15 protein-coding genes are annotated in these 22,861 nt (G+C 56.0%); 12 read left to right on the top strand and 3 right to left on the bottom strand.

What is annotated here, in order from left to right; all coding sequences use genetic code 11:
• The first annotated feature begins 71 nt into the window (after positions 1-71).
• The 3 genes from gatA (at position 72) to H0921_RS09965 (ending at position 5,655) form a co-directional block, all read left to right on the top strand.
• On the top strand, positions 72-1,562 hold the full coding sequence (gene gatA, locus H0921_RS09975; protein ID WP_228499354.1) for an Asp-tRNA(Asn)/Glu-tRNA(Gln) amidotransferase subunit GatA: 1,491 nt from the start codon (positions 72-74) through the stop codon (positions 1,560-1,562).
• Positions 1,563-1,877: 315 nt separating this feature from the next.
• Positions 1,878-4,271: a DUF1592 domain-containing protein gene (locus tag H0921_RS09970; RefSeq protein WP_194537925.1), complete on the top strand. Its 2,394-nt coding sequence runs from the start codon at positions 1,878-1,880 to the stop codon at positions 4,269-4,271.
• A 67-nt stretch (positions 4,272-4,338) separates the two neighbouring features.
• Positions 4,339-5,655 carry a DUF1552 domain-containing protein gene (locus H0921_RS09965; protein ID WP_194537924.1) on the top strand — a complete coding sequence of 439 codons (1,317 nt, stop codon included), beginning with the start codon at positions 4,339-4,341 and terminating at the stop codon, positions 5,653-5,655.
• 26 nt (positions 5,656-5,681) lie between these two features.
• Here H0921_RS09965 and H0921_RS09960 read toward each other — a convergent pair whose 3' ends face one another.
• Both H0921_RS09960 and mutM read right to left on the bottom strand, forming a co-directional pair.
• On the bottom strand, positions 5,682-7,514 hold the full coding sequence (locus H0921_RS09960; protein WP_194537923.1) for an ATP-binding protein: 1,833 nt from the start codon (positions 7,512-7,514) through the stop codon (positions 5,682-5,684).
• Between the two features lie 23 nt (positions 7,515-7,537).
• The gene (mutM, locus tag H0921_RS09955) at positions 7,538-8,353 is read right to left on the bottom strand and encodes a bifunctional DNA-formamidopyrimidine glycosylase/DNA-(apurinic or apyrimidinic site) lyase (protein WP_194537922.1); all 816 of its coding nucleotides are present in this window, start codon (positions 8,351-8,353) and stop codon (positions 7,538-7,540) included.
• 268 nt (positions 8,354-8,621) lie between these two features.
• Here mutM and trpB point away from each other — a divergent pair, with 268 nt between their 5' ends.
• From trpB to trpA, 3 genes are all read left to right on the top strand, one after another.
• Entirely contained in the window at positions 8,622-9,941 is a 1,320-nt protein-coding gene (gene trpB, locus H0921_RS09950) for a tryptophan synthase subunit beta (RefSeq protein WP_194537921.1), read from the top strand.
• A 191-nt stretch (positions 9,942-10,132) separates the two neighbouring features.
• Entirely contained in the window at positions 10,133-10,585 is a 453-nt protein-coding gene (locus H0921_RS09945; protein ID WP_194537920.1) for a DMT family transporter, read from the top strand.
• A gap of 90 nt (positions 10,586-10,675) precedes the next feature.
• Positions 10,676-11,506: a tryptophan synthase subunit alpha gene (trpA, locus tag H0921_RS09940; protein ID WP_194537919.1), complete on the top strand. Its 831-nt coding sequence runs from the start codon at positions 10,676-10,678 to the stop codon at positions 11,504-11,506.
• Between the two features lie 35 nt (positions 11,507-11,541).
• Here trpA and H0921_RS09935 read toward each other — a convergent pair whose 3' ends face one another.
• The gene (locus tag H0921_RS09935; protein WP_194537918.1) at positions 11,542-12,468 is read right to left on the bottom strand and encodes a nucleoside hydrolase; all 927 of its coding nucleotides are present in this window, start codon (positions 12,466-12,468) and stop codon (positions 11,542-11,544) included.
• A 657-nt stretch (positions 12,469-13,125) separates the two neighbouring features.
• Here H0921_RS09935 and H0921_RS09930 point away from each other — a divergent pair.
• The 6 genes from H0921_RS09930 to H0921_RS09905 all read left to right on the top strand — a co-directional run bounded on the left by H0921_RS09930 (position 13,126) and on the right by H0921_RS09905 (position 22,645).
• On the top strand, positions 13,126-14,910 hold the full coding sequence (locus tag H0921_RS09930; RefSeq protein WP_194537917.1) for a S41 family peptidase: 1,785 nt from the start codon (positions 13,126-13,128) through the stop codon (positions 14,908-14,910).
• Between the two features lie 235 nt (positions 14,911-15,145).
• The gene (gene nadC / locus H0921_RS09925) at positions 15,146-16,069 is read left to right on the top strand and encodes a carboxylating nicotinate-nucleotide diphosphorylase (RefSeq protein ID WP_228499352.1); all 924 of its coding nucleotides are present in this window, start codon (positions 15,146-15,148) and stop codon (positions 16,067-16,069) included.
• Between the two features lie 17 nt (positions 16,070-16,086).
• Entirely contained in the window at positions 16,087-16,881 is a 795-nt protein-coding gene (locus tag H0921_RS09920) for a biotin--[acetyl-CoA-carboxylase] ligase (RefSeq protein ID WP_194537916.1), read from the top strand.
• Positions 16,882-16,956: 75 nt separating this feature from the next.
• Positions 16,957-18,351, top strand: coding sequence for a phenylacetate--CoA ligase family protein (locus H0921_RS09915; protein WP_315851874.1), 1,395 nt, complete (start codon positions 16,957-16,959; stop codon positions 18,349-18,351).
• Between the two features lie 9 nt (positions 18,352-18,360).
• Positions 18,361-20,733 (top strand): outer membrane protein assembly factor BamB family protein, encoded by a 2,373-nt coding sequence (locus tag H0921_RS09910; RefSeq protein ID WP_194537915.1) that lies wholly within the window; start codon positions 18,361-18,363, stop codon positions 20,731-20,733.
• Between the two features lie 316 nt (positions 20,734-21,049).
• Positions 21,050-22,645 (top strand): outer membrane protein assembly factor BamB family protein, encoded by a 1,596-nt coding sequence (locus tag H0921_RS09905; protein WP_228499350.1) that lies wholly within the window; start codon positions 21,050-21,052, stop codon positions 22,643-22,645.
• Positions 22,646-22,861: the final 216 nt, after the last annotated feature.

Genomic DNA, 22,861 nt, shown 5'->3' with positions numbered 1-22,861 from the left:
TGATGAACATTCAGAACATCCAGGGATCCCTCTGAGCCAGAATCGAACCCAATATGACGTTACTCTCTACCATGGCCCGATCCATTCCGGAAATGACAGCGGTAGAACTGCTGCATTTGCAGCAGAAGGGAGAGTTAACGGCTCAGACCATAGCCGAAGCCTTCCTCTCGGCTGTCCAGCAGAGGGAACCTACCCTTCGCTCTTTCCTGTGGATGGACTCGGAGGATGTGTTGCGTCAGGCGGCAGCCGTTGACGCTAAACGCCGTGCAGGTCAACCTTTAGGGGCATTGGCAGGCGTGCCCGTCGCTATCAAAGACGTACTTTGCACCAAGGGGGTGCGCACCACCTGCGCCAGTAAAATCCTTGCCAATTTTATCCCTCCGTACGACGCCCACGTTATTGAGCGGCTGAAAGCTGCTGATGCCATCCTGTTTGGGAAAACCAACATGGACGAATTCGCAATGGGTTCGTCCACAGAAAACAGTGCCTTTCAACAGACCCGCAATCCCTGGGATAGCACACGGATTCCCGGTGGCTCCTCCGGGGGAAGTGCCGCCGCCGTGGCAGGATGTCAAACCCCTCTGGCTTTGGGAACCGACACAGGAGGCTCGATCCGCCAGCCGGCCGCTTTGTGTGGAATCGTCGGGCTTAAGCCCACCTACGGACGTGTCTCCCGCTATGGATTGATCGCATATGCTAGCTCTTTGGACCAGATTGGACCTTTCGCGCATGACGTAACCGATTGCGCCCTTCTCCTTCAGGTCATCGCCGGGCATGATGCACGGGATAGTACCAGCGCCCCCCTTCCGGTGCCCGACTACCGAGCTGAGCTGGAAAACCCAGTTCGCCCGCTCCGTATCGGCATTCCGAGGGAGTTTTTTGACAAAGGGCTTGACCCAGAGGTTGAGTCGCTGGTTCGCCAAGCGTTGCGCGAGTATGAGAAATTGGGGGCGACCCTGATCGATGTCTCCCTGCCGCACAGCCCCTATGCTCTGGCTGCCTATTACATCGTAGCGCCTGCCGAAGCCTCCAGTAACTTGGCTCGTTATGATGGCATGCACTATGGCCACCGCACGTCGCAGAAGTCCGACCTGATCGGCACTTACGCCAAATCGCGTGGCGAAGGTTTCGGCAAGGAGGTTCAGCGGCGCATCATGATCGGCACCTATGTCCTCAGCAGCGGTTACAAGGATGCCTACTACCGCAAAGCCCTGAAAGTCCGCCGGCTCATCAAGCAAGACTATGACCATGCCTTCCAAGAGTGCGACGTTCTGATGGGTCCGACTTCTCCTACGGCGGCTTTCCGCATCGGCGAGAAAGTCAACGATCCCTTGGCGATGTACCTGTCCGACGTTTACACCGTCGGCTGTAACCTGGCAGGGTTGCCAGGGTTGAGCATCCCCTGCGGTTTTACGCGCGAAGGGCTACCCGTCGGCTTGCAACTCATCGGGCCGCCATTTTCGGAAGAGAAATTGCTCCGGATCGCCCGCATGTATGAGAAGGTCACCGACTGGCACACGAGACGACCTCCCTTGATCTCTGCGAAACCGAATCCCGCCTAATTTGCATCCCAGAGGGTGCAAGTCCTCATTATCTCTCCAACGCTTGTCTTCTCAATCTTCACCCACATGATGAATCCAGTTGTGACTCCACATGGGTACATCGACGATTGGAAGGGAGACCAGAATGGCGTCAGATAACGAGGGACATGACCCACTACCCTTGACTTCGGCCTCCTGTGGAGAGATGCTAATTATTGCCGCCAAACTCATGATGCTTCTCAGTGGACAACGCTATCCAGTTTCATGGAACCGTTTGTTGACTGGCACACGTTTCAACCCGCTAACGCTACGGACACCGCGAGGTGAAAGGCCAATATGAATACATTATTCTGCCGGGATCCATGGCAGCAGCGCAGGTGGAATCGGGTGGTATCGCCAGCTCGTGGAGTCTGGCTCTTGGCGGTGTTGACCCTCCTTGGTAACGGGCTAGCGGCTACAGGCGCAGAAGAAGCTCCGGGAGCAAAAATTTACAAGCAGATGTGTTCCCGCTGCCACGGCCCCCAAGGGGAAGGTACCGCCAAGTATAGCTACCCCCTTACGGGAGATTGGTCCCTGGAGCGCTTAGCCGCCTATATCGATCGAGCAATGCCGGAAGACGATCCGGACAAATTGGATGCCCAAGGATCACGTCAGGTCGCTGAGTACATCTATCAGGCCTTCTACTCCCCAGCGGCGTATGCCCGCTTGAAGCCGCCTCGGCGGGAACTTGCTCGACTGACAGCACGTCAGCACCGGCAAACGATCGCGGACCTGATCGGAACCTTTCGCCCCCCCGTACGCCTCAACCAGCAACAAGGACTACAAGGTCGATACTACAACGGCCGCAATTTCAACCCCAAATCTCGCCTGTTGGAGCGTGTTGATGCTGCGATCGATTTCGATTTCGGAACGCGCGGCCCCGACACGGAGAACGCCAAATTTGACCCCCATCAATTCACGATCCGCTGGGAAGGAGCCGTACTAGCTCCGGAAACGGGTCATTACGAATTCATTGTGCGCACGGATCATGCCGCTCGCTTGTGGGTGAACAACCTGCGCCAGCCCTTGATCGATGCTTGGGTCAAGTCAGGAAATGAGACCGAATACCGGGAGCGAGTGTTTCTATTGGCCGGGCGGTTTTATTCAGTGCGATTGGAGTTCTCCAAGGCAAAACAGGGGGTGGATGACAGCAAGAAAAATCTGTTCCTCAAGCCTCGTCCCGCCTTCATCAGCTTGCAATGGCGTCGGCCTCAAAGGGGAACCACTGAGGTCATATCGGCACGCTTCCTTCGCCCCCAACTGGTCCCGGAAGTGGCCGTAATCGATGTTCCCTTCCCCCCAGATGATCGCAGTTTCGGGTGGGAACGTGGAACCGCCATCTCCAAGGAGTGGGAGGCGGCTGTCCTGGAAGCAGCGATCCAAACGGCGAATTATGTGGCGGACCGAATCGATGAGTTAGCCGGACCCCCTGGAGGAAATCGCTCCCAAGCTATGCAACGCTTTGCGGAACGATTTGTGCAAACTGCATTCCGACGCCCCCTCAAACCTGAAGAGAAAGAGCTGTATGTGCAGAGGCAATTCGCGGCGGCTGCGGGAGACGATCGGCTAGCTATCAAACGTGTTGTCCTGCTGACCCTGCAATCTCCTCGTTTCCTATTCCCCGAAGCAGGGGAGTTGACCGAAGATTATGCCATAGCTGCCCGCTTGGCCCTGATCTTGTGGGATTCCTTACCCGACCAGGCTTTGCTGACAGCAGCAGCGGCCGGACAGCTCCGAAACCCCGAGGAAATTCGGCGCCAAGCCGAACGTATGCTCAACGATCCGCGGGCTAAGGCCAAGTTGCGCGATTTTCTCCTGACCTGGCTCCGTGCCGATACGCCCAAAGAATTGAGCAAAGATCCTCAGAAATTCCCCGGCTTCGACGCAACTCTGGCCGCGGACCTGAGAACATCCTTGGAATTGTTCCTGGAAGATTGGCTGGAGCGCCCCGATGCAGACCTCAAGGAGCTTTTCCTGAGCACAGAGGTCTTTTTCAATCGTCGTCTGGCCGATTTCTACGGCGTTCCCTGGCCAGCAGATGCTAAAGGATTCCAGAAATTCCCCTTTGAACCGCAGCATCGTGCGGGTGTTTTGACGCATCCCTACCTGCTCGCCCTGTTGTCCTACAGCAAGGAAAGTTCACCTATCCACCGCGGGGTGTTCGTGGGGCGAGCCTTATTGGGATTGCCAATTCGCCCCCCCATGGATGCCTTTACCCCCCTGCCGACGGAATTGCACCCTAAACTCACGACCCGCCAGCGTGTCGAACTGCAAACCCGACCAGCGGAATGTGCCAAGTGCCATGCTGTGATGAACCCTTTGGGCTTCCCCTTGGAGCATTTCGATGCCGTCGGGCGATTCCGGCCTCAGGACAATGGACAACCCGTAGACCCTTCCGGTCAGTATGAAACTCGGAACGGGCAGATTGTCCGGTTCCAGAATGCCCAGGACTTGGCTCGCTTCCTGGCGAATAGTCCGGAAATGGATCAAGCCTTCGCCACACAATTGTTCCATTATCTGGTCCAACAATCAATCCGGGCTTATGGGGTCGACAAACCGGAACAATTACGGGATTTCCTCTCGCACAATGGACGACGATGGCGTAAATTAGTAGTAGAGATAGCGGTAACAGGCGCATTACCTCCTAAATCTAAACTGGAATCACCACCTGCCGAAAAACCCGCCTCGTAAAACCGGTTGGTTTGACAACTGGGACCGGTACCCGCCTGAAACCCAATCATTCCGACAGGAGCGCGATATGGCGATACTACATCAGAGCCGACGGGAATTCCTCCGAGACTTGGGACTAAGCAGTGCGGCCCTGCCGTTTATACTGAACCTGCCCGCTTTAGGTTTCGCCAATCAGACCCAGCGGAAGCAGCGTATTGTATTCATGTTCAGCCCCAATGGAGTGGTTCCGTGGAATTTCTGGCCAGACGCAGAAGGTCCCTTGACAGAGCTGAAGGAGAGTCTCAAACCGTTGGAACCATTCAAAGAGCGCACCCTCATTCTCCACGGCTTAGCGGATCGTATTCGGGGAGACGGGGATGGTCACATGCGCGGCATCGGCTGTCTCCTCACGGGCATCGAATTATTCCCCGGTAACATCCAAGGCGGTTCCGACACTCCGGCGGGCTGGTCCAAAGGCATATCGATCGACCAAGAGATCAAGAACTTTCTCCAGAAAAATCCCGCCACGCGTACTCGTTTCGGTTCCTTGGAATTCGGCGTAATGGTTCCTGAACGGGCGGATACTTGGACTCGTTGGGTCTATGCCGGTCCGAACAAACCCATTGCGCCGATCGACGATCCCCAGCAGATGTTTAACAAGCTCTACGGGCGCGCCAAGGATCACGCCTTGGCCAGCAGTCTGCTGGACGACCTGCAGACAGATCTAAACAAATTGCGATCCGTACTGCCTGCGGAAGACCGCCGGCTGCTTGATGAGCACGCGACTTTCGTCCGCGAGATGGAAAAGGAATTGCAGGTCACAAAACAGGAATTGCAACACCCTGTTCCCCAATTGGAGCCGGGCTTACGGCGCGATAACGATCTTATGCCAAAGATCAGCAAACAACAGATCGATCTGCTCGTGGCGGCATTCCAAGCGGACTTTGCTCGAGTGGCCACGATCCAATACACGAACTCCGTCGGGATGGCACGCATGAAGTGGCTCGGCATCACGGAAGGGCATCATACCCTCTCCCACGAGCCGGATAGCAACAAGAAGGCCCAGCAAGAACTGACGGCCATCAACAAATGGTTCTGCGAGCAACTGGCCTACCTGGCCCGACGCTTGGCGGAAACTCCCGAACCCGGTGGCTCCGGTAGTTTGTTGGACAACACGCTGCTGATCTGGACTAACGAATTGGGTAAGGGGAACTCCCATACGCTGGACAACATCCCCTTCGTACTGGTGGGGAATGGCTTAGGCTTCCGTATGGGGCAATGCATCAAATACAAGCGGGAGCCTCATAATCGCCTGCTGTTGACTCTGGCCCACGCTTTCGGGCATCACATCAAGACCTTCGGCAACCCGACTTTCTGCGGTTCTGGCCCCCTGGTGCTCACTTGATTACAAGCTGAGCTGTCTATCATTTATCACGGACGTGATTCTTCCGCATCCTCGGCTTGGGAGGGAAGCGGAGAGTGTTGGGCTGGCCTGTGGGCCATAGCATTATCTTGGACTTCGGCTCCAGCGGGATGGGAAGGTACTGCCGGCGCCGGCGAGGATTGTGCTCGCGAAAGAGAAGGAGGGATTGTGGAGGGCGGATAGGCTATCCCTGCTTCGTGCCTGGCTTCGTGGGGCAAACGGGATGTTACGGCAGTTTCATCAGCCAATTCAAACTCGCTGAGCGGCTCATCGGCCAACTGGGCCGTAACGCGAACAGTGAAGGTGCTGCCTCGACCAAGCTCGCTATGAAGCGTCACATCTCCCTGGAGCAGCCGAGCCAATTCCCTCACGATGGATAATCCCAGGCCTGTACCCCCTTGCTCGCGAGTCATGGGGTGGGCAGCCTGGCGGAACTTGTCGAAGATCAACTCCTGTTCTTCCGGCGCGATACCCACACCGGTATCCGACACGGTCAGAGTCAGATCACGACCATCGGTTTCTGCTTTGAGGGTGACCCGCCCTCCTTCCGGGGTGAATTTGATCGCATTCGAGAGAAGATTCGCCAGGATTTGATGAATTTTACCGGCATCTTGCCGGATGGGGGGAGCATGCGGATCGACCTGGATGCGCAGATCGATATTCTTCTTCTCGGCCTGAGGGCGGAACATGGCCACAGCATGTTCACAGATGGCGGCGAGGTTGAGGGTTTCTGGGTGGAGCCGCATCTTCCCCGCTTCCAACTTGGCCAAGTCCAGGATGTCGTTGATTAAAGCCAGAAGTCGCTGTCCGCTTGTCATGATGTGACTGACATAGCGGTGTTGTTTGTCCGTCAGGTTGTCGGCCGCAAGCAAGGTTTCGCTGAAGCCGATGATGCTGTTGAGCGGAGTGCGTAACTCGTGGCTCATGGTGGAGAGGAACTCGCTTTTGAGGCGGTTATTCTCGAACAAGGCCATATTGACCCGTGCCAATTCATCGACTTTACGGTCCAGGTCTGCGATAAGCTTACGGTTACGATCCTGAATGTTGATGAGATTCCGGAGCATGCGATTGAAGGCATGCGAAAGGTCTTCAAACTCGTCACCGGTGTGGATTTCGCTCCGCACATTCAATTCCCCATTGGCGATAGCCTCGGCGACGTCCTTGAGATGTTTGACTGGCTTGACGATGACATAGCGGATGATGAGATAACTGCCGGCGATAATCAGCAGGCTGGTCCCCACAGCAAAAGCGATCAGGATGGCCCGGTTCGTGTGAAATCCCTCTTGCAAAGGCAGGGTGGAGAGGCGAATGCGAACCACCGCCATCAAGTCCCCTTCCTGCAAGTGGGGTTGTGCCTGTTTGACTCTGTCCGGATCCCGATGGCAACCCAGGCACGCCGTAGCCGCCCGCAAGGCTCCGTAGTAGTAGAAAGCGTTCTCGTGGGGAGCAGGGCGGCTGTCTTCCATCCATCCTTCCTGGAGAATGCGATGCAGAATAGGCAAGTCCTCGCTTCCAGGCTTATCCGCTGGGTCCGTGGCATCTAGACGCAAAAAACGCGCACTGTAACTTTCCCGAACCACAGGCCAGTGCCGCTCGCTCAGCGTCTCAAATGCTTCGGCACCCTCAGAACGTTCCTGAGGGAGATGAACCCGCTCCACAAATGGGGCCATCAATGTGCGGCCTGTGACCACGAATTGCTCCAAAGCCAAACCTCGAGTTTGCTCCGAATAAACCCAAAAGCTACCGGTCATCAACAGCAGGACGGCCGCACCAAGCAACCAACGGCACTTGCGTTCCAGATTAGTTTCGCCCAACAGACGCTTGAAGCCGCGGTATGACATAGTTCCCTGTACCTCTTCCCGCCTCATTTTTGGCAAGCGGGACAAAAATGGCTGGTGCGACCCGCTAGTCTCAGGTGAGCAATCGGGGTCTTACATCGCGAACATGGTCCACCTCGCCGCCCATACACCATTAATCGCTCTTGATACTTTCCTTGAAGACCAGAACCGCCAATGTAATCTCGGATTGTTGAACCGCGAGCTTGGACCGCCTGGCGGAGGACATCTCGAATGGCACGGCGGAGTTGCTCCCATTCTTGAGCAGATAGCGACACAGCTCGACGTGCCGGGTGTAAACCTGCCCGGAATAGCGCTTCATCAGCGTAGATATTACCGATTCCTGCCACGATTCTTTGATCTAACAACACCGCTTTGAGGCAACGATGCGATCGCCCGACTATACGCGGTAAATATCCGGCGGGTAATGCCAGCGGTTCAGGACCCAATTTCTGCTCCAACTCCGCAAGGGCCTCCTCCCTCTGAGCAAACCATTCGACTGAGCCGAATCGCCGAACATCTCGCAGGCGCCATTGCCAGCCGTTGTCGAGTTCTGCCCACCAGTGGATGTGGTCGAATGGCGGCTCCGAGCGCGGTACTACGGTCAGTTGCCCTGTCATTCCCAGGTGGATCCGCAAGGCCTGACCCTGGTCGCAGAAAACGAGAATCCACTTGCCCCGCCGCTGGATGCTTTCCACACGCGATCCCCGCAGTCTTTGGACTGCCACAGCGGGCCAACTCCGTCGCAAAGGTTTGGGGCCCCAATGTACGCTCACCAGCCGACGCCCGACCAGACGAGGCCGCAGGTCTCGCACTACTGTTTCCACTTCCGGCAGTTCCGGCATGGCCTTCCTCCACACCCGGAAATTGCAAGGACAGGTTCCTTCCCTATCATTATTGTGCAATACGACTCTCAATGGTCATACTCCAACCCTGCTCCCTTCTCTCCTATCCTCATGGAAAATGACCAATGTGTTCGCGCTTTGCCCAGGTGTCTTCGTTTTTTTCAGTTCCGCCCACCCAGGTAGGAGACCCGGTGACTACAATGATCATGTTGACGTAGAACCACGGCGGTTCGCGTCCCCACAGACAAGAGAATTACGTGATTGACCTATGTCATCGATATTTTCCCCCCCGCCAGCTAATGAGAAGGTTCATGATCATTCCCTGCTCCAGCTTCCCGATCCACGGGGGCGTTTTGGACCCTACGGCGGCCGGTACGTTCCCGAAACGTTGATGTTTGCTCTCGAGCAACTGGAGCAGGCCTACCGGCAGGCCCGGACAGACCCGGAGTTTCTCAGGGAGTTTGAGCGATTATTGCGAGAATACGTGGGTCGGCCCTCCCGGCTGTATTTTGCCGAGCGTCTGACCAGGGAGGCAGGAGGCGCTCGCATTTATCTCAAACGCGAAGACCTGAACCACACCGGCGCCCACAAGATCAACAACGCCTTGGGACAAGCGTTACTGACCCGGCGGATGGGCAAGCGACGAGTCATAGCCGAAACGGGAGCTGGAATGCACGGCGTGGCCACAGCCACCGCCGCAGCACTGTTCGGCCTCGAATGCCGGGTGTACATGGGGAAGGAGGATGTCCGCCGCCAGGAATTGAATGTTTTTCGTATGCAGGCCATGGGGGCCGAAGTGTTCCCCGTGACCAGCGGGAGCCAGACCCTCAAAGACGCTACGAATGAAGCTTTGCGAGATTGGATGAGCAGCGTTGAGAACACCCATTACATCATCGGCTCGGTCGTTGGTCCCCATCCCTTTCCGATGATGGTGCGGGACTTTCAGAGCGTCATTGGCCAGGAAACGCGGCAACAGTGCCTGGAGCAATGCGGCCGGCTGCCCGATGTCGTCGTGGCCTGTGTCGGAGGAGGGAGTAACGCCGCCGGGATGTTCTATCCCTTCCTTGGGGACACTGAGGTCGAATTGATCGGTGTCGAAGCCGGTGGGCGCGGCCGCTCGTTGGGACAGCACGCCGCGACCCTCAATTACGGTTCTCCTGGTGTCCTCCACGGTACATTCAGCTACGTCTTGCAAGACGAGGATGGCCAAACTGCTGAAGTCCATTCCGTCTCTGCCGGTCTAGATTATCCAGGTGTCGGCCCCGAACATAGTTGGTGGCGCGATACAGGGCGCGTTCGTTACTGTTGCGTGTCTGATCAAGAAGCGCTGGAAGCTTTCCACCTCTGTGCCCGCCTGGAAGGCATACTTCCGGCGCTGGAAACGGCCCATGCCATCGTCGAAGCCTTGCGCATCGCAGCACGCAAATCCCCTGACCAGATTGTCGTCGTCTGTTTCTCCGGCCGTGGCGATAAAGATTGTGCGGAGGTCGCCCGTCTGTGCCGTTCATCTCCCAAACTATCCCCAGAACTACACTCGAAGCCCCCGCCGCTCTCGGTTACTCAGCAGATTGCTCACCCCCCTTCATAACTTGCATTATTTGCTCCAAGAGGCCAACAACGCCACAGAATTAATTGTCTGGATTAACGTGGTCTCAGGCGCAACTTAGCAAGGTCTTGGTGTACTGTTCCCCTCCCTTTGAGGGATAATCCAAACAGTGGAGGAGTGGCTGCCTCCTTGATAGACTCTCGGGACTCAGAATCGATATGATGCACCGGAACATGGGAACAACCATAATTCTGATTCTGCTGGCCTTGCTGACCGGTTGCTGTATCGCCCTCCAGGCTTCAGCCAACAGCAGTTTTCGGAGCAACCTAGGCAACCAACCTCTCTATGCGGCGTATTTTTCCATCTGTGGCACATTTGTCACGGCCAGTTGCGCTCTGGCTCTCTTACAACCACCACCCCCCTCATGGTTAGCCATTCAACAAACACCGTGGTGGAACTGGATCGGCGGGCCATTAGGTGCTCTGATCGTGCTCGCAGGCGCCACTTTGACACGGGAATTGGGAGCAGCTTTGTTCATTGCCTTGGTGATTGCGGGGCAACTCCTCTGCTCCCTGATTCTGGATCATTTTGCCTGGATAGGTTTACCCCGCCACTCTGTGACGCCAGGGCGCTTGGTGGGCGCTTTGCTTGTGCTAGCCGGAGTTATTTGCATCAAATATCTGTGACACAGCAACCACCAGAAAACTGGCAAGGACTGGATAGCAAGTAGTAGCAGGAAATCAATTCGATGGCCCAATATCAGGAGCGAGACACCATTGAGCACTCCCCATCCGATCGACGCTGTTTTTCAGCGCCTGCGTGCCCAACACCGAGCGGCGTTCATTCCCTTTCTGACCGCCGGAGACCCGGACTTAGCGTTTACCGCTGAGGCATTGCCCGTCTTGGCCCAAGCAGGCGCCGATCTAATCGAAGTCGGTTTTCCTTTCTCCGATCCGATTGCGGATGGCCCGGTGATCCAAGCCTCGTATAGCCGGGCTTTGCAACGCCAACTGAAGCTGACTCACGTGTTCGAGACTTTACAGGCTGTCGCACATTCGGCCGATTGGTCCACGCCGCTGCTCGCCATGGCCTCCTACTCGTTGATTTACCGGAAAGGAATCAAGCCCTTTGTCGCTGCCGCTCAACAGGCGGGAATCTACGGCCTGATTGTACCCGATCTACCAGCGGAAGAAGCCCAGGAGTTGGCCGAGGTCTGTCGGGAGCAAGACTGCAAACTGATTTTGCTGGTTACGCCGACCACCACACCGAAACGGGCAGAACGCATCGTGCGATTATGCAGCGGCTTCGTGTATGTAGTTTCCGTCGTAGGCATTACAGGGAGCCGGGAACAATTGCCCGCTGGCCTGCGTGCTCTGTTGACGCGCCTTCGCACATTGACTGATTTGCCCCTGTGTGTCGGCTTTGGAGTCAGTAAACCTGAACATGTGCAGGAATTAGCGGAAGTGGCAGACGGCATCATCGTCGGTAGCACCCTGGTGCGTCTGCTCGAAGGAGCAACTCTGGACCGGACTGGCACGCTCCAGGCCCTCCGATCTTGGGTGTGTCAGCTCAGCCAGCCCCTCCACGCCCGCCCATCTCTTACCTAGCAAAGATGAGGGCAACGGTTACACCGGAAGAGCCACTAAGCGGCATTACGAAGGATGGATTGAATGTAATGCCGCACTTCCGCCACGGAGACGTTTGTTACCAGACGAGCATTGGCCCGGCTGCTGCGGTTGGGCCGAGCATCGACGACCGTCATTCCACGGGTCAACTGGCCGCGGGTTTCTACGTCGATGGGAAAGGCTTCGCTGGTCAATGAATCCGGATGCACTGCAGCCACGATTCCTAACACATCCTTGAGATGGAATCCTTCGATACCGTAAAGATTCGAACTAGCCCGTATGCCGTACGGAACTATCTGCCGCAGGAACTGACAGGTGCGAGAGTGAGGATTGGGCATTTCCAGCAAGTCCGCGGGTGAAAAAATCAACTTTCGAGTAACATCCAAGGGGATCAGCAGAGGATGCAAATCGGAGTGGAGGACCAATCGGGCCGCTTCAGGATCCAATGCGATATGAAATTCTGAGACAGGACCTGCATTGCCAGGTTCCCGCCAGGACCCGCCGACAATGACAGTTTCTAAGATCACGGTAGGCAAGGCGGGGTCCCGCTCTAAAGCTGCAGCCAGGGTTGTTAAGGGCCCCAAATTGATGAGCGTCACCTGTCGAGGAAACTCACGGACCAATTCGACCAGCATTTTATCGGCGGGATGCAGTGTGTGGCGTAAGGCACAAGGAAAAGACACTCCGCCCAGTCCCCCTGGTCCATGCAGGGCCAACCCATCAAAGTCGTAACGAATGGGCAGAGCCGATGCCAACCGCGGCCACCTGGGCGGATCAATCACATCGATGAGGACGTGGACATTCGTGGTGGCTTGTTCTGCCGTCACATTCCCGGCCGTCGGTAGCAACCCCACGACTTCCAACGCGGGATCATTCAAAGCCAAAGCAACGGCAAATGCTGTGTCAATGCCGGGATCGGCAACGATGATCACTTTTCGCTTCATGCTGCTCGCCGCCTCGCTTAGGGCGAATCCTTACCCGCAGCGAGCCGTTGCGGGCGGACAACGTTACCACGCCACAGGTCATTCTCCCTGTCGAACGAAAAAAATCCTCACTCCCCATCATACAGCTAGACACATCCAAATGAAATGTTCTCTCGTCGGAAAAGTAACGGCAGGATACCTCGGAATGACGTAACATACCACCCTACCAGCTTCGCAGGGTCTAAATGCCATGAGAAAGGGACCTATGTTAGCCGTCCCCCAATTGCAACATCCCTCAGAGTGGGCGGCACAGATGCCGAATCAATGACGCAAAAGGAAGGGTAAACCCTCAGACTTCAAACCTTCAGACCTTCGGACTTTTGGTTTGACAGCTTGGCTTCCGAGAAGTTATGATAAAACTTATAATCAACCAGGGAGACCGTCTGAAAAGGTGAACAAGATCAGAGCCGGAGGCTAGAAGTCCCAATAAGGGAACAAGCCCCAGAGAGAGCAAGAGGAGCAGACAAACTCTTCGCAGCAACTTTGGGAAAAGGGATTCGTTAGGGTGCAGAAGTGAAAGGGCCGAGTATCAAGGAATGACTTTAGATCAGGACCGCGAATTTGATACTGGGAATGACTCTGACAATCGGTTCGTAAATAGGGGATGAAAGGTCAGCCGTGCGAACCATTTTATTTGCATTTGCGGTGATAGGAGCGTGGTACGCTACCGCTCCCGCAGTAGCCGAGGGACAAACCTCCCTGCCCTCAGGAGTTGCGGTTGTTCCGGATGGCCGGCAGGCTGTCGAGCAATTGCGGGCCGCTGCGGAGCGAGCGGAACGCCTCAGAGATTGGGAAGCGGCTTTTACTCTTTATTGCCAACTGTATCTGATCGATCGCACAGCCGCAGACCTGCGAACCCGGTTGCACCAGACCTGGCGCCGCCTGGATCAGTATCGCCGACTGCGCAACCCTGACTATCTCCGTTACGCGCAAGAGCTGGCACCCGGCGAAGCACTCCAGCTTCTCGCAGAGGTCATGACAAAAGTTCCCCTGCTCTATGTGGATCGCCAGCGGGCACATTCCCAACAGTTATGGCAAAACGGACTCGAAGAACTGTGCCACGCTCTGGATGATGACGCCTTCTACAATCGGGTATTCCCCCAAGCCCCAGCAGCACTTCTTCGGCAGTTCAAAGAAGAATTGCAACACTACCGCCAAACGCCGATTCACAACCCCCGCCAGGCGCGGCAAACTCTCCGCCGCCTGTTGGCACACTGGCAAGAGCAAACTCTGATTGCTGAACCCGCGGCAATCGTCCTGGAAGTGGTTCACGGTACATGCAACGGCTTGGATGAGTCCTCCTCCTTTGTCCCTCCATTGCCGCCATTGCCAGAAGACTTGCAACCCCAAGGGGTATGCCTGCGATGGAACAATGGCGTGTTATCGATTGACGGTATCATTCGCGGATCATGGGCGGAACAACATACACCCCTGCAAGCAGGGCAAATCATCACGCAGATCAACGGCTACGACCTCACTCAAGGCGAGGTGAGTTGGGACATCATTCGGGAAGCTCTGCAACATCCTCAGCAAGACTGGCACGAAATCACAATAGTCACAGGAGATTCCGCCATCCCCGAATTGGTGGTCAGTCTGCCTGTACGCCCCCCCTCGGTTTATGGCAAAGCGCTGAAGATCAACCGTGATGGTATTCGTGTGGGATACTTGCGCCTAGGATCCTTGCGGGACTCAACTCCTCGGGAACTCGATGATGCCCTGGCGTCCTTGCAACAAGAGGGAATCCAGGCGCTGGTTCTGGACCTTCGCGGCAATGTCGGAGGCTCATTTACAGCCGCTTTGGAAGTAGCCCGCCGCTTCCTTCCGAGAGGCACCATCGTCACGACCCAGGGACAAGTACCGGAAGTGAACAATGTCTCTTTTTCTTCCGAAAGCGGCATGGCCGCCTCAACGATTCCGCTAGTAGTTCTGATCGACGGCGAGACAGCCTCTGCAGCCGAGGTACTAGCTGCCGCCCTCAAAGATCAACAACGTGCCACCCTGATCGGAGTACCTACTTTCGGCAAGGGCACGCTCCAGTATCCCTTGGTATTGGAATGGCTCAACACTGTTCCTTCCGGCGCGACAAGCTCGGATTCCCAGAAAATACCTAAGTCTCCAAAAGGCGGGACTGTTCGCCTTACAATCGCCCGTCTGATCTCTCCCGCCGGTTATCCGCTCCATGCGACCGGCGTTCAGCCCCATCTGCTGGAAACCGACCCCAACCACCAGCTCACACTGGCTTTTCAAAAAGCCGTGGAAATAGCACGAATGGCTGACTCGATGCCTACTCCCATGCCCCCTTCAGATGCCCCTGACTCACGTTCAATGCTTCCCTCCCCGCCTCCGATGTACGAGGTACCAATGCCTGACCCCCCAGATGTACTCCCTCTTCCTGGACCGTGAACTCCTTGCGATTGTCCTCCCTCACCCTGCGTACAACCTCTCCCTCGCCCTCCCTCTCTGTACCACGAAGTCTCCCAGGCAACTCGACAGCCAGTAGCTATTCACCTCCAGGACATGCGGGCCATATCCGGTTCGAAGCAGCCGTCGATCCCATCGTGTGCCGGATGACCATATCCTTCCCACCAGCCAGATGGACCGGGGAACTGCTAGAATAAAAGTCAAGATGAGTAAAAAGATGAGACGGAGCGGCGGATCGCCTCACGAGATGAAACCCCAGCCAACACCTCCTCCGTGGGGTCATCCAGAAACCCTAGCTTGCCGGCGTTTAGTCGAGTTGGCCTTGGCCGAGGACATCGGGCCAGCGGGAGATCGCACCAGTTTGGCGCTGATCGACTCTGAGGCAGAAGCTACCGCCGCATTTGTGGCTCGCCGCGCCGGTGTCGTCGCGGGACTACCTGCTGTTGAACTGGTTTGCCTAGCGGTCGATCCTAAATTGATTCTCTCCCCTCGCGTGGCGGACGGGACGCTCCTGCGACGCGGAATGATTTTGGCCACCCTCAGCGGCCCCTTGCGCTCCATTTTGAAAGCCGAGCGGACCGCTCTCAACTTTCTGCAACATCTCAGTGGTATTGCCACCTTGACCCGACGTTTTGTCCGACGGACTCAAGGAACACAAGCCAGAATCTATGACACGCGAAAAACCTTGCCAGGTTGGCGCGTACTCCAGAAATACGCAGTGCGCATGGGTGGAGGATACAACCATCGCATGAGCCTGTCGGAGGGTATCCTGATCAAAGATAATCACCTCGCCGCCTTGGGTGGACAGGTGCAACGCGCGATCGAACTGGCTCAGCGTTACTCTGGCAATGTGGAGCTTCCCGTAGAAATTGAGGTGGAAAATTGGGAACAATTTGAGCAAGCCTTAGCTGCCCGACCGGACATTATCATGTTGGACAACATGAGTGTCCCCTGGATCCGACGGGCGGTACGACGGCGCCAGCAAGCTGCACCCCAAGTCCAACTCGAGGCTTCTGGGGGAATCACTCTAACCACAGTCCGCGAAATTGCTCGAACCGGCGTAGATCGCATCAGTGTCGGCGCTTTGACTCACTCGGCTCCGGCGTTGGATATCGCCTTGGATTACAACTCTTCCCCCTAAATGCCCCGATTGCAACCATGTCTGCTCGCGAGTCTGCCCGCGAAATCTGGCATTTCCCCACCCAACACGTCGGCAAGCACGTGGCGGTGTATACCACAGTCTCCAGCACCAACACCGTGGCTGCCGAGTGGCTGGTTCGCTCCTCGGAAAACTGGGATGGTTGGGCCATTCTCGCTGAAGAGCAAACGGCTGGCCGGGGACAGTATCATCGCACCTGGCAGGCGCCTTGCGGAAAAGCACTGTTGTTATCTATCATCCTTCAACCCCCGGCCGAATTGGCACGGCCCTCTTTACTGACCGTATGGGTGGCTGTCGCTGTGGCAGACGCCATCCAGAAGCTGACCGAGCAGGATGCCATTATCAAATGGCCGAATGATCTACTGCTCCAGGGCCGCAAAGTCTGCGGTATCCTCATCGAATGTCACGGATCGGCTGTCGTCGCCGGCATTGGCCTGAATCTGAATCAACAAACAGAAGATTGGACCAACCTAAATCTGCCTCATGCGATTTCGTTGTATCAAGCCACTCACAGAAGCATCACGATCCGCCAGGCCGCAGAACAGGTTATTGACTGCTTGGACCATTATTACAGCGTGCTGCTGAAAGGTCAAACAGACCTCCTTACCCGCCAGTGGCGCAGGCGGTTGGGGTTACTCGGACGCCCTGTGCAAATCGAACTGGCGGGTGGTAATACCGTGGCGGGAACATTACAGACACTTACTTTTGACAGTGTTATCGTGGCCACATCAGGGGGGGTGCAGTCCTGGCCGCCGGAAAAGATTTTGCACCTCCATCCCTTAGAAGTAGCGTAAAACCTCGGGAATTTCATGGTAAGCTCTTGCAGAAAGGGTGGCTATGCTGGAGAACATCTTCAGAAACAGAATAAGGTGACGGACCGGCGCAGCGGGGCATTCATCACTATGGGCTGGACGGAAGCCGCCACGGTAGCAAGCCTGCCGACCCATTTACTCACCGCATCGCGGGATGAGTTGCGCCATTGGCAATGGCGGCGGCTGCATCAATTGTTGACAACCGTACTGCCCCAAAACCCCTTTTATACTCGCAAGTATGCGGGACTCTCCGCTGATGCCATTCGAGATTGGGCGGATTTCGAGCGATTACCCTTCACCACTAAGGCAGAATTGGCAACCGATCAACAAGAGCATCCCCCCTATGGTAGCAATCTGACATATCCTCTCCAGCAGTACAGCCGGTTGCACCAGACATCAGGGACAAGCACCGGGTATCCCCTGCGTTGGTTGGACACAGCGGAAAGTTGGGCATGGCTGCTCCGCTGCTGGCAATGGAACTATTTACTTCTGGATTTGCGTCCTGAGGATCGGTTGTTTTTTCCCTTCTCCTTCGGGCCGTTCCTGGGATTTTGGACAGCATTTGAAGCCGCTGGGCTTATGGGCCGCTTTTGCCTACCAGGCGGGGGAATGAGCAGTACAGCACGTTTGCGCCTGCTCCAGGAACACGGATGTACCGTAGTGTGCACCACACCTACCTATGCTCTGCATCTCGCCGAAGTCGCAACAGCGGAGGGTATCCCCCTGGCGGATTCTCCTGTGCGCGCTTTGGTAGTGGCGGGAGAACCCGGCGGCGGAATCACCGCCACGCGTCAACGCTTGGAAAGCGCTTGGGGATGCCGTGTCTTTGATCATTATGGCTTGACAGAGATTGGCCCCACCGCGATGGAAGCCGTCGAAACACCAGCCGAGATGCTTCTGCTGGAGACGGAGTACATTATTGAGGTAATCGAAGTGGGCGGGGAACGTCCGGTCCCTCCGGGTCAAGAGGGCGAGTTGGTGATTACCAACTTGGGCCGGTGGGGAAGCCCACTGATCCGTTACCGCACGGGCGATGTTGTTCAAATCACCGACAAAGTAGACAGTTGTGGCCGGACCTGGCGGCGGATCGTCGGTGGTGTTCGAGGCCGCGTCGATGATATGATCCATGTACGCGGGAATAATCTTTATCCGGCCACGTTGGAAGCAATCTTGCGCCGCTTTCCGGAAGTGGCCGAGTATCGTATCGTTGTCGATCAGAGGGGGCCGCTGACGGACCTGAGGATCGAAGTGGAGCCACGCGAATCTGCCGCTGGAGACCTGGCAGCCGCCGTGGCACGGGCCATCCGGGATGAACTGCTCTTTCGGGTCGACGTCGTGGTGGTTCCCCCGCAAAGCCTTCCGCGCTTTGAGATGAAAGCCCGCCGTGTGTGCGTGGTATCTTCCTCGTGCTCAGCCACGCAGTTGAGGAAAGACACTCTCAACTGCCTGTAGGAGTCCGCTATGCTGAAGCCCCTCCATCCTCTACCCCTCGCTCTCTTCAGCCTGTGCGTACCACTGCTGCCGCTGTCCGCAAGGGATTGGGTCCACTGGCGAGGACCGGAACAGAACGGCTTTTCCCGCGAGAAGAATCTGCCCGGCGATTTTGATCCGGCACAGGGAGTTCGAGGGAACGTTCTGTGGAAGCAACCCTATGGCGGGCGTTCAGCCCCTCTCGTATTATCGGGCAAATTATACATCATCCAGGGTACTGGGGAAGGACTCCATGAAGGCGAACAGGTGGTCTGCTTCGACGAAAAAACAGGGAAAAAGCTGTGGGAATACCGGGTCAACGTTTACCACACCGACATTGTCTCGTCACGCTTGGGATGGACTACACTAACAGCCGATCCGGCCAAGCAGTACATTTACGCCCACACCACAGCAGGTGAATTGCTTTGCCTCGATAGCCACGGCAAGTTGGTATGGCGGCGGCAATTGACGGAAGAGTTTGGTCGTGTCACCGGCTATGGCGGCCGAGTTGTCACCCCCATTTTCGATAGCGGTCTTGTCATCGTGGGAATGCCCAATGCCTCATGGGGAGACCAGGCACGTGGGCTTAACCGCTATGTGGCCTTCGATGGAGAGACGGGGCAAGTGGTGTGGTGGTCCACTCTCAGTCCGGATACGCTCTATGGCACTTACTACTCCAGTCCTGTTATCGCTGTCATCAATGGACAGCGTCTGCTGATCACGGGCGGTGCAGACGGCGCATTGCATGCCCTTAAAGTGCGCACCGGCGAAGTCGTTTGGAGCATTCCCTTCGCCAAAGGGGTCATTAACGGTTCCCCTGTAGTCTCTGGCAACCTGGTGATCTGCACGCACGGTGAAGAGAACCCGGAAGGGGCGCCGATCGGCCGGATTATTTGCGTGGATGCCAGTCAGGTGGATCCGCAGACCCGGCGGCCCAAAGTCGTCTGGGATACCTTTCGCCGCCCCTACAAGGCGAACCGCAACCAACCGTTGGCAAACCGCTTTGGCCTGGCATCCGCTGCTCTCGCTGACGGCTTGCTCTACGCTCCGGATGATAGCGGGGAAATTTTCTGCTTCCGCGTCAAGGATGGCGAATTGCTCTGGCGTTATCGCTATGCCACAGAAGTTCGCGGTTCGCCCCTCATTGCCGACGGCAAACTCTACATTTTCGATGTCAAGGGCCGTATGGTCATCCTGACGCTACGGGGCGAACAACGGCCGGACGAGGAGGAAACATTCACCTACCGCTTCCCAGGTCCCGGAGGCACGCTCAACGAAACCAATGGCACACCTATTGCCGTCAACGGTCGCCTCTATTTCACGACACGTACTGATCTCTACTGCATCGGTTACCCCGACGCCAAAGCCGAGTGTGATCCGTACTCACCGCTGCCCCCTGAAACACCCTATCAAGCCGACTCGGTAGCCGGCATGCGATTGTTTCCTGCTGACGTCACCCTCCCTCCCAAGGGGAAGACTCAGTTTCAAGTCGTGTTTTATGATGCTAATGGCCGCACAGTGCCGGCCCCTAACGGGAAAGGGGTGTGGCGACTTCCCTTGCCACCCAAAACTCCTACTGGTGTCCAACCCCCTGCTTTGCAAGGAACTATTGATGAGCATGGAACCCTGATCGTCGGCCCTCAACCTAGCCAACAGGGATATGTGGAATACCAGTTTGGCAATTTCACGGCCCGGGCCCGGGTGCGCGTCGCTCCCCAAATCCCCTATCAACAGGATTTCGAGAAGGTACCGGAAAACGCGGTCCCTGGCGGCTGGGTTAATACAGCGGGGAAATTTTTTGTCAAAAAATTGGCTGACGGCAATCAGGTCCTGGCCAAGGTCAACACGGATTCCCGCCCCCCCATCGCCCGTGCCAACGCCTATATCACCTCGCCGGATGTCAGCAATTACACCATTGAGGCGGACGTCTTAGGGACACTTGTGCGCGAGAAAATGCCAGATGTTGGCATCGTCAATTCCCGTTACACTCTGATCCTTGATGGCAAGATAGACCCTGAGCATGGCCAGCGCACCCTTCGTATTACCTCTTGGGAAGCTCGGCCGCGAATTAACCACGGCATCGCCTTCCATTGGGAACCGAATGTTTGGTACAGCGTCAGACTGACTGTCCAGCAACAACCGGACAAAGCTGTGATTCGTGCCAAGGTGTGGAAGAAAGGCACCCCGGAACCGCAAGCTTGGACAATTAGCTTTGAGGACCCCAACCCCAACCGCCAAGGTGCGGCAGCCCTCTACGGCTATATTTCCAACATCGCCCCTCAACCGGATGGTCCGCCCCTACCGGGATCGGAAATATACTTTGACAACGTTCGAATCACCCCTAACACTACCACCCGGAACTGAAAAACACCCTACCCGACTCTGAAAAGAATAAGCTAATGATTGTGGGTGATGATTAACCCTGAGTTGCACAATCTTGATAGAGAGAAACCCGATGATGCCACACCTGCCTTGGTTTGCCCGGATTGCTTTGTTCGCCACGACCAGCTTCAGCCTTGTAGCGGCCACGGTCGCGATACACCGTTTGAAGGCCACCCCTTCCGATGCAATTCCACTCTCGAGCCGGTTAGAAACTCTTCCGGAACCAGCTCCAGCAGATTCACCATCTGCTCCAGGTGAGTCCCTCAGGCCGGTAAATGTCGGACCCGGCGATCATGTCATGTTCGGTGGTACGATCCATCGCAACATGGTCAACCTTCGGGAGAAAGGAGTACCCGACAACTTTGATCCCGAAGGCCCACGACTGCTTTGGAAAGCCCAATTGGGCAGCCGGGCTTATGGGGGACCAATTGTAGTCAATGGCCGTGTCCTGGTCGGAACCAATAACGAGTCCCCTCGCAATCCTCGCGATACCGACAAAAATGGTGAGCCGGCGGATAAGGGGATTCTCATGTGCTTTGACGCCCAGACCGGCAAATTCCTCTGGCAAGCGGTGCACGACAAACTGCCTAGCGGGCAGGTCAACGACTGGCCAAAGGAAGGTCTCTGTTCAACCCCCGTGGTCGAAGGGGATCGTGTTTACTACGTCTCCAACCGCTGCACCGTTGTGTGTGCAGACCTGCAAGGAATGGCCAACGGCCTGCAAGGCCGACCCCTGCGAGGGATCGACCCCAAAACCGGCAAGCAGATCGACTACGACTCCCCCACGGATGCCGACATTCTCTGGGAATACGACATGATCAAGGAACTAAACGTGTTCCCGCATAACATGTCGGCTTGCTCGCCCCTTCTGGTCGGCGACATTCTCTTTATCGTAACAGCCAACGGAGTCGATGAAGGACACATCAACATCCCCTCCCCTGAAGCTCCCAGTTTCATCGCCTTGGACAAAAAGACGGGGAAGCTCCTCTGGAAAAGCAACGCACCGGGAAAGAATATCATGCATGGTCAATGGTCTAACCCCGTCTATGCCAATATCGATGGCACTCGTCAGGTTATCTTTCCCGGAGGCGATGGCTGGCTATACAGCTTTGTGCCGGAAACTGGCGAACTACTCTGGAAATTCGACTGCAACCCCAAAGACGCCGTCTATGAATTGGGTGGAACAGGCACCCGCAATGATTTCATCGGAACACCTGTCGTTTACAAGAACCGCATCTACATCGGTGTCGGGCAGGACCCGGAACACACGACTGGCATTGCTCATTTCTTCTGCATTGCCCCGAAAAAAGACAGCCGTGGCGATATTTCTAAATACCTGGAAGTTCGCATGAAAGATGCCGAAGGGAAAGAGAAAATTGGCGAAAAACCCAACCCCAACTCTCATGAACTCTGGCGATTCGGCGGTGTTGATGATCGTAAGTGGGCGCCACGGGACTTCCGCTTCGGACGCACTATGTCAACCGCATGTGTCGTTGATGACATCGTTTACATCTCCGAACTCGCCGGCTTCCTCCACTGCCTGGATGCCAACACCGGCAAGCACTACTGGAGTTTCGACACTAAAGCTTCCATTTGGGGTTCTCCCTACTACGTGGATGGCAAAATCCTGCTGGCCAACGATCAAGGAGAATTGTTCATCTTCCGCCACCTCAAGCAGCATGAGGTTTATGACGAAGTCGCAGCAGCCCAAAATCTGACCGATCGCAAAGCAGCCCGTGCGGCCATGTTAGCTGTTCGCAAGCAGGTGAGCGATAAATACTTGCTCGCGAAAATCGAGTTCGACACGCACATCCGTTCCACCCCAGTCGTTGCGAACGGAGTGCTTTATGTGATGACTGAAAAGTCCCTCTACGCGATCAAATGCGGGAACTAAAAGGACCTAACGAGCGATGAATCCTCGACCTGCCACCCAATGCCTAGCCAATGAGTTATCAGACCACACTATAAATGAGACGAGTAATCCACGGCCATCAGTGGGACTTGACACCTAAGTGGCTTGACTCCCAACCGCCTAAGTGTCGCATACCTCTGATCGCCAGATACGCAATTAATCCCTAAATCACCCCCAAAATTGATGGATTCTGCTCGA

The organism is Thermogemmata fonticola (genome assembly GCF_013694095.1).
Classification (GTDB): Bacteria; Planctomycetota; Planctomycetia; order Gemmatales; family Gemmataceae; genus Thermogemmata; species Thermogemmata fonticola.
Note: the sequence above shows the minus strand (reverse complement) of the source record. Positions and strands in the feature narration are given on the sequence as shown.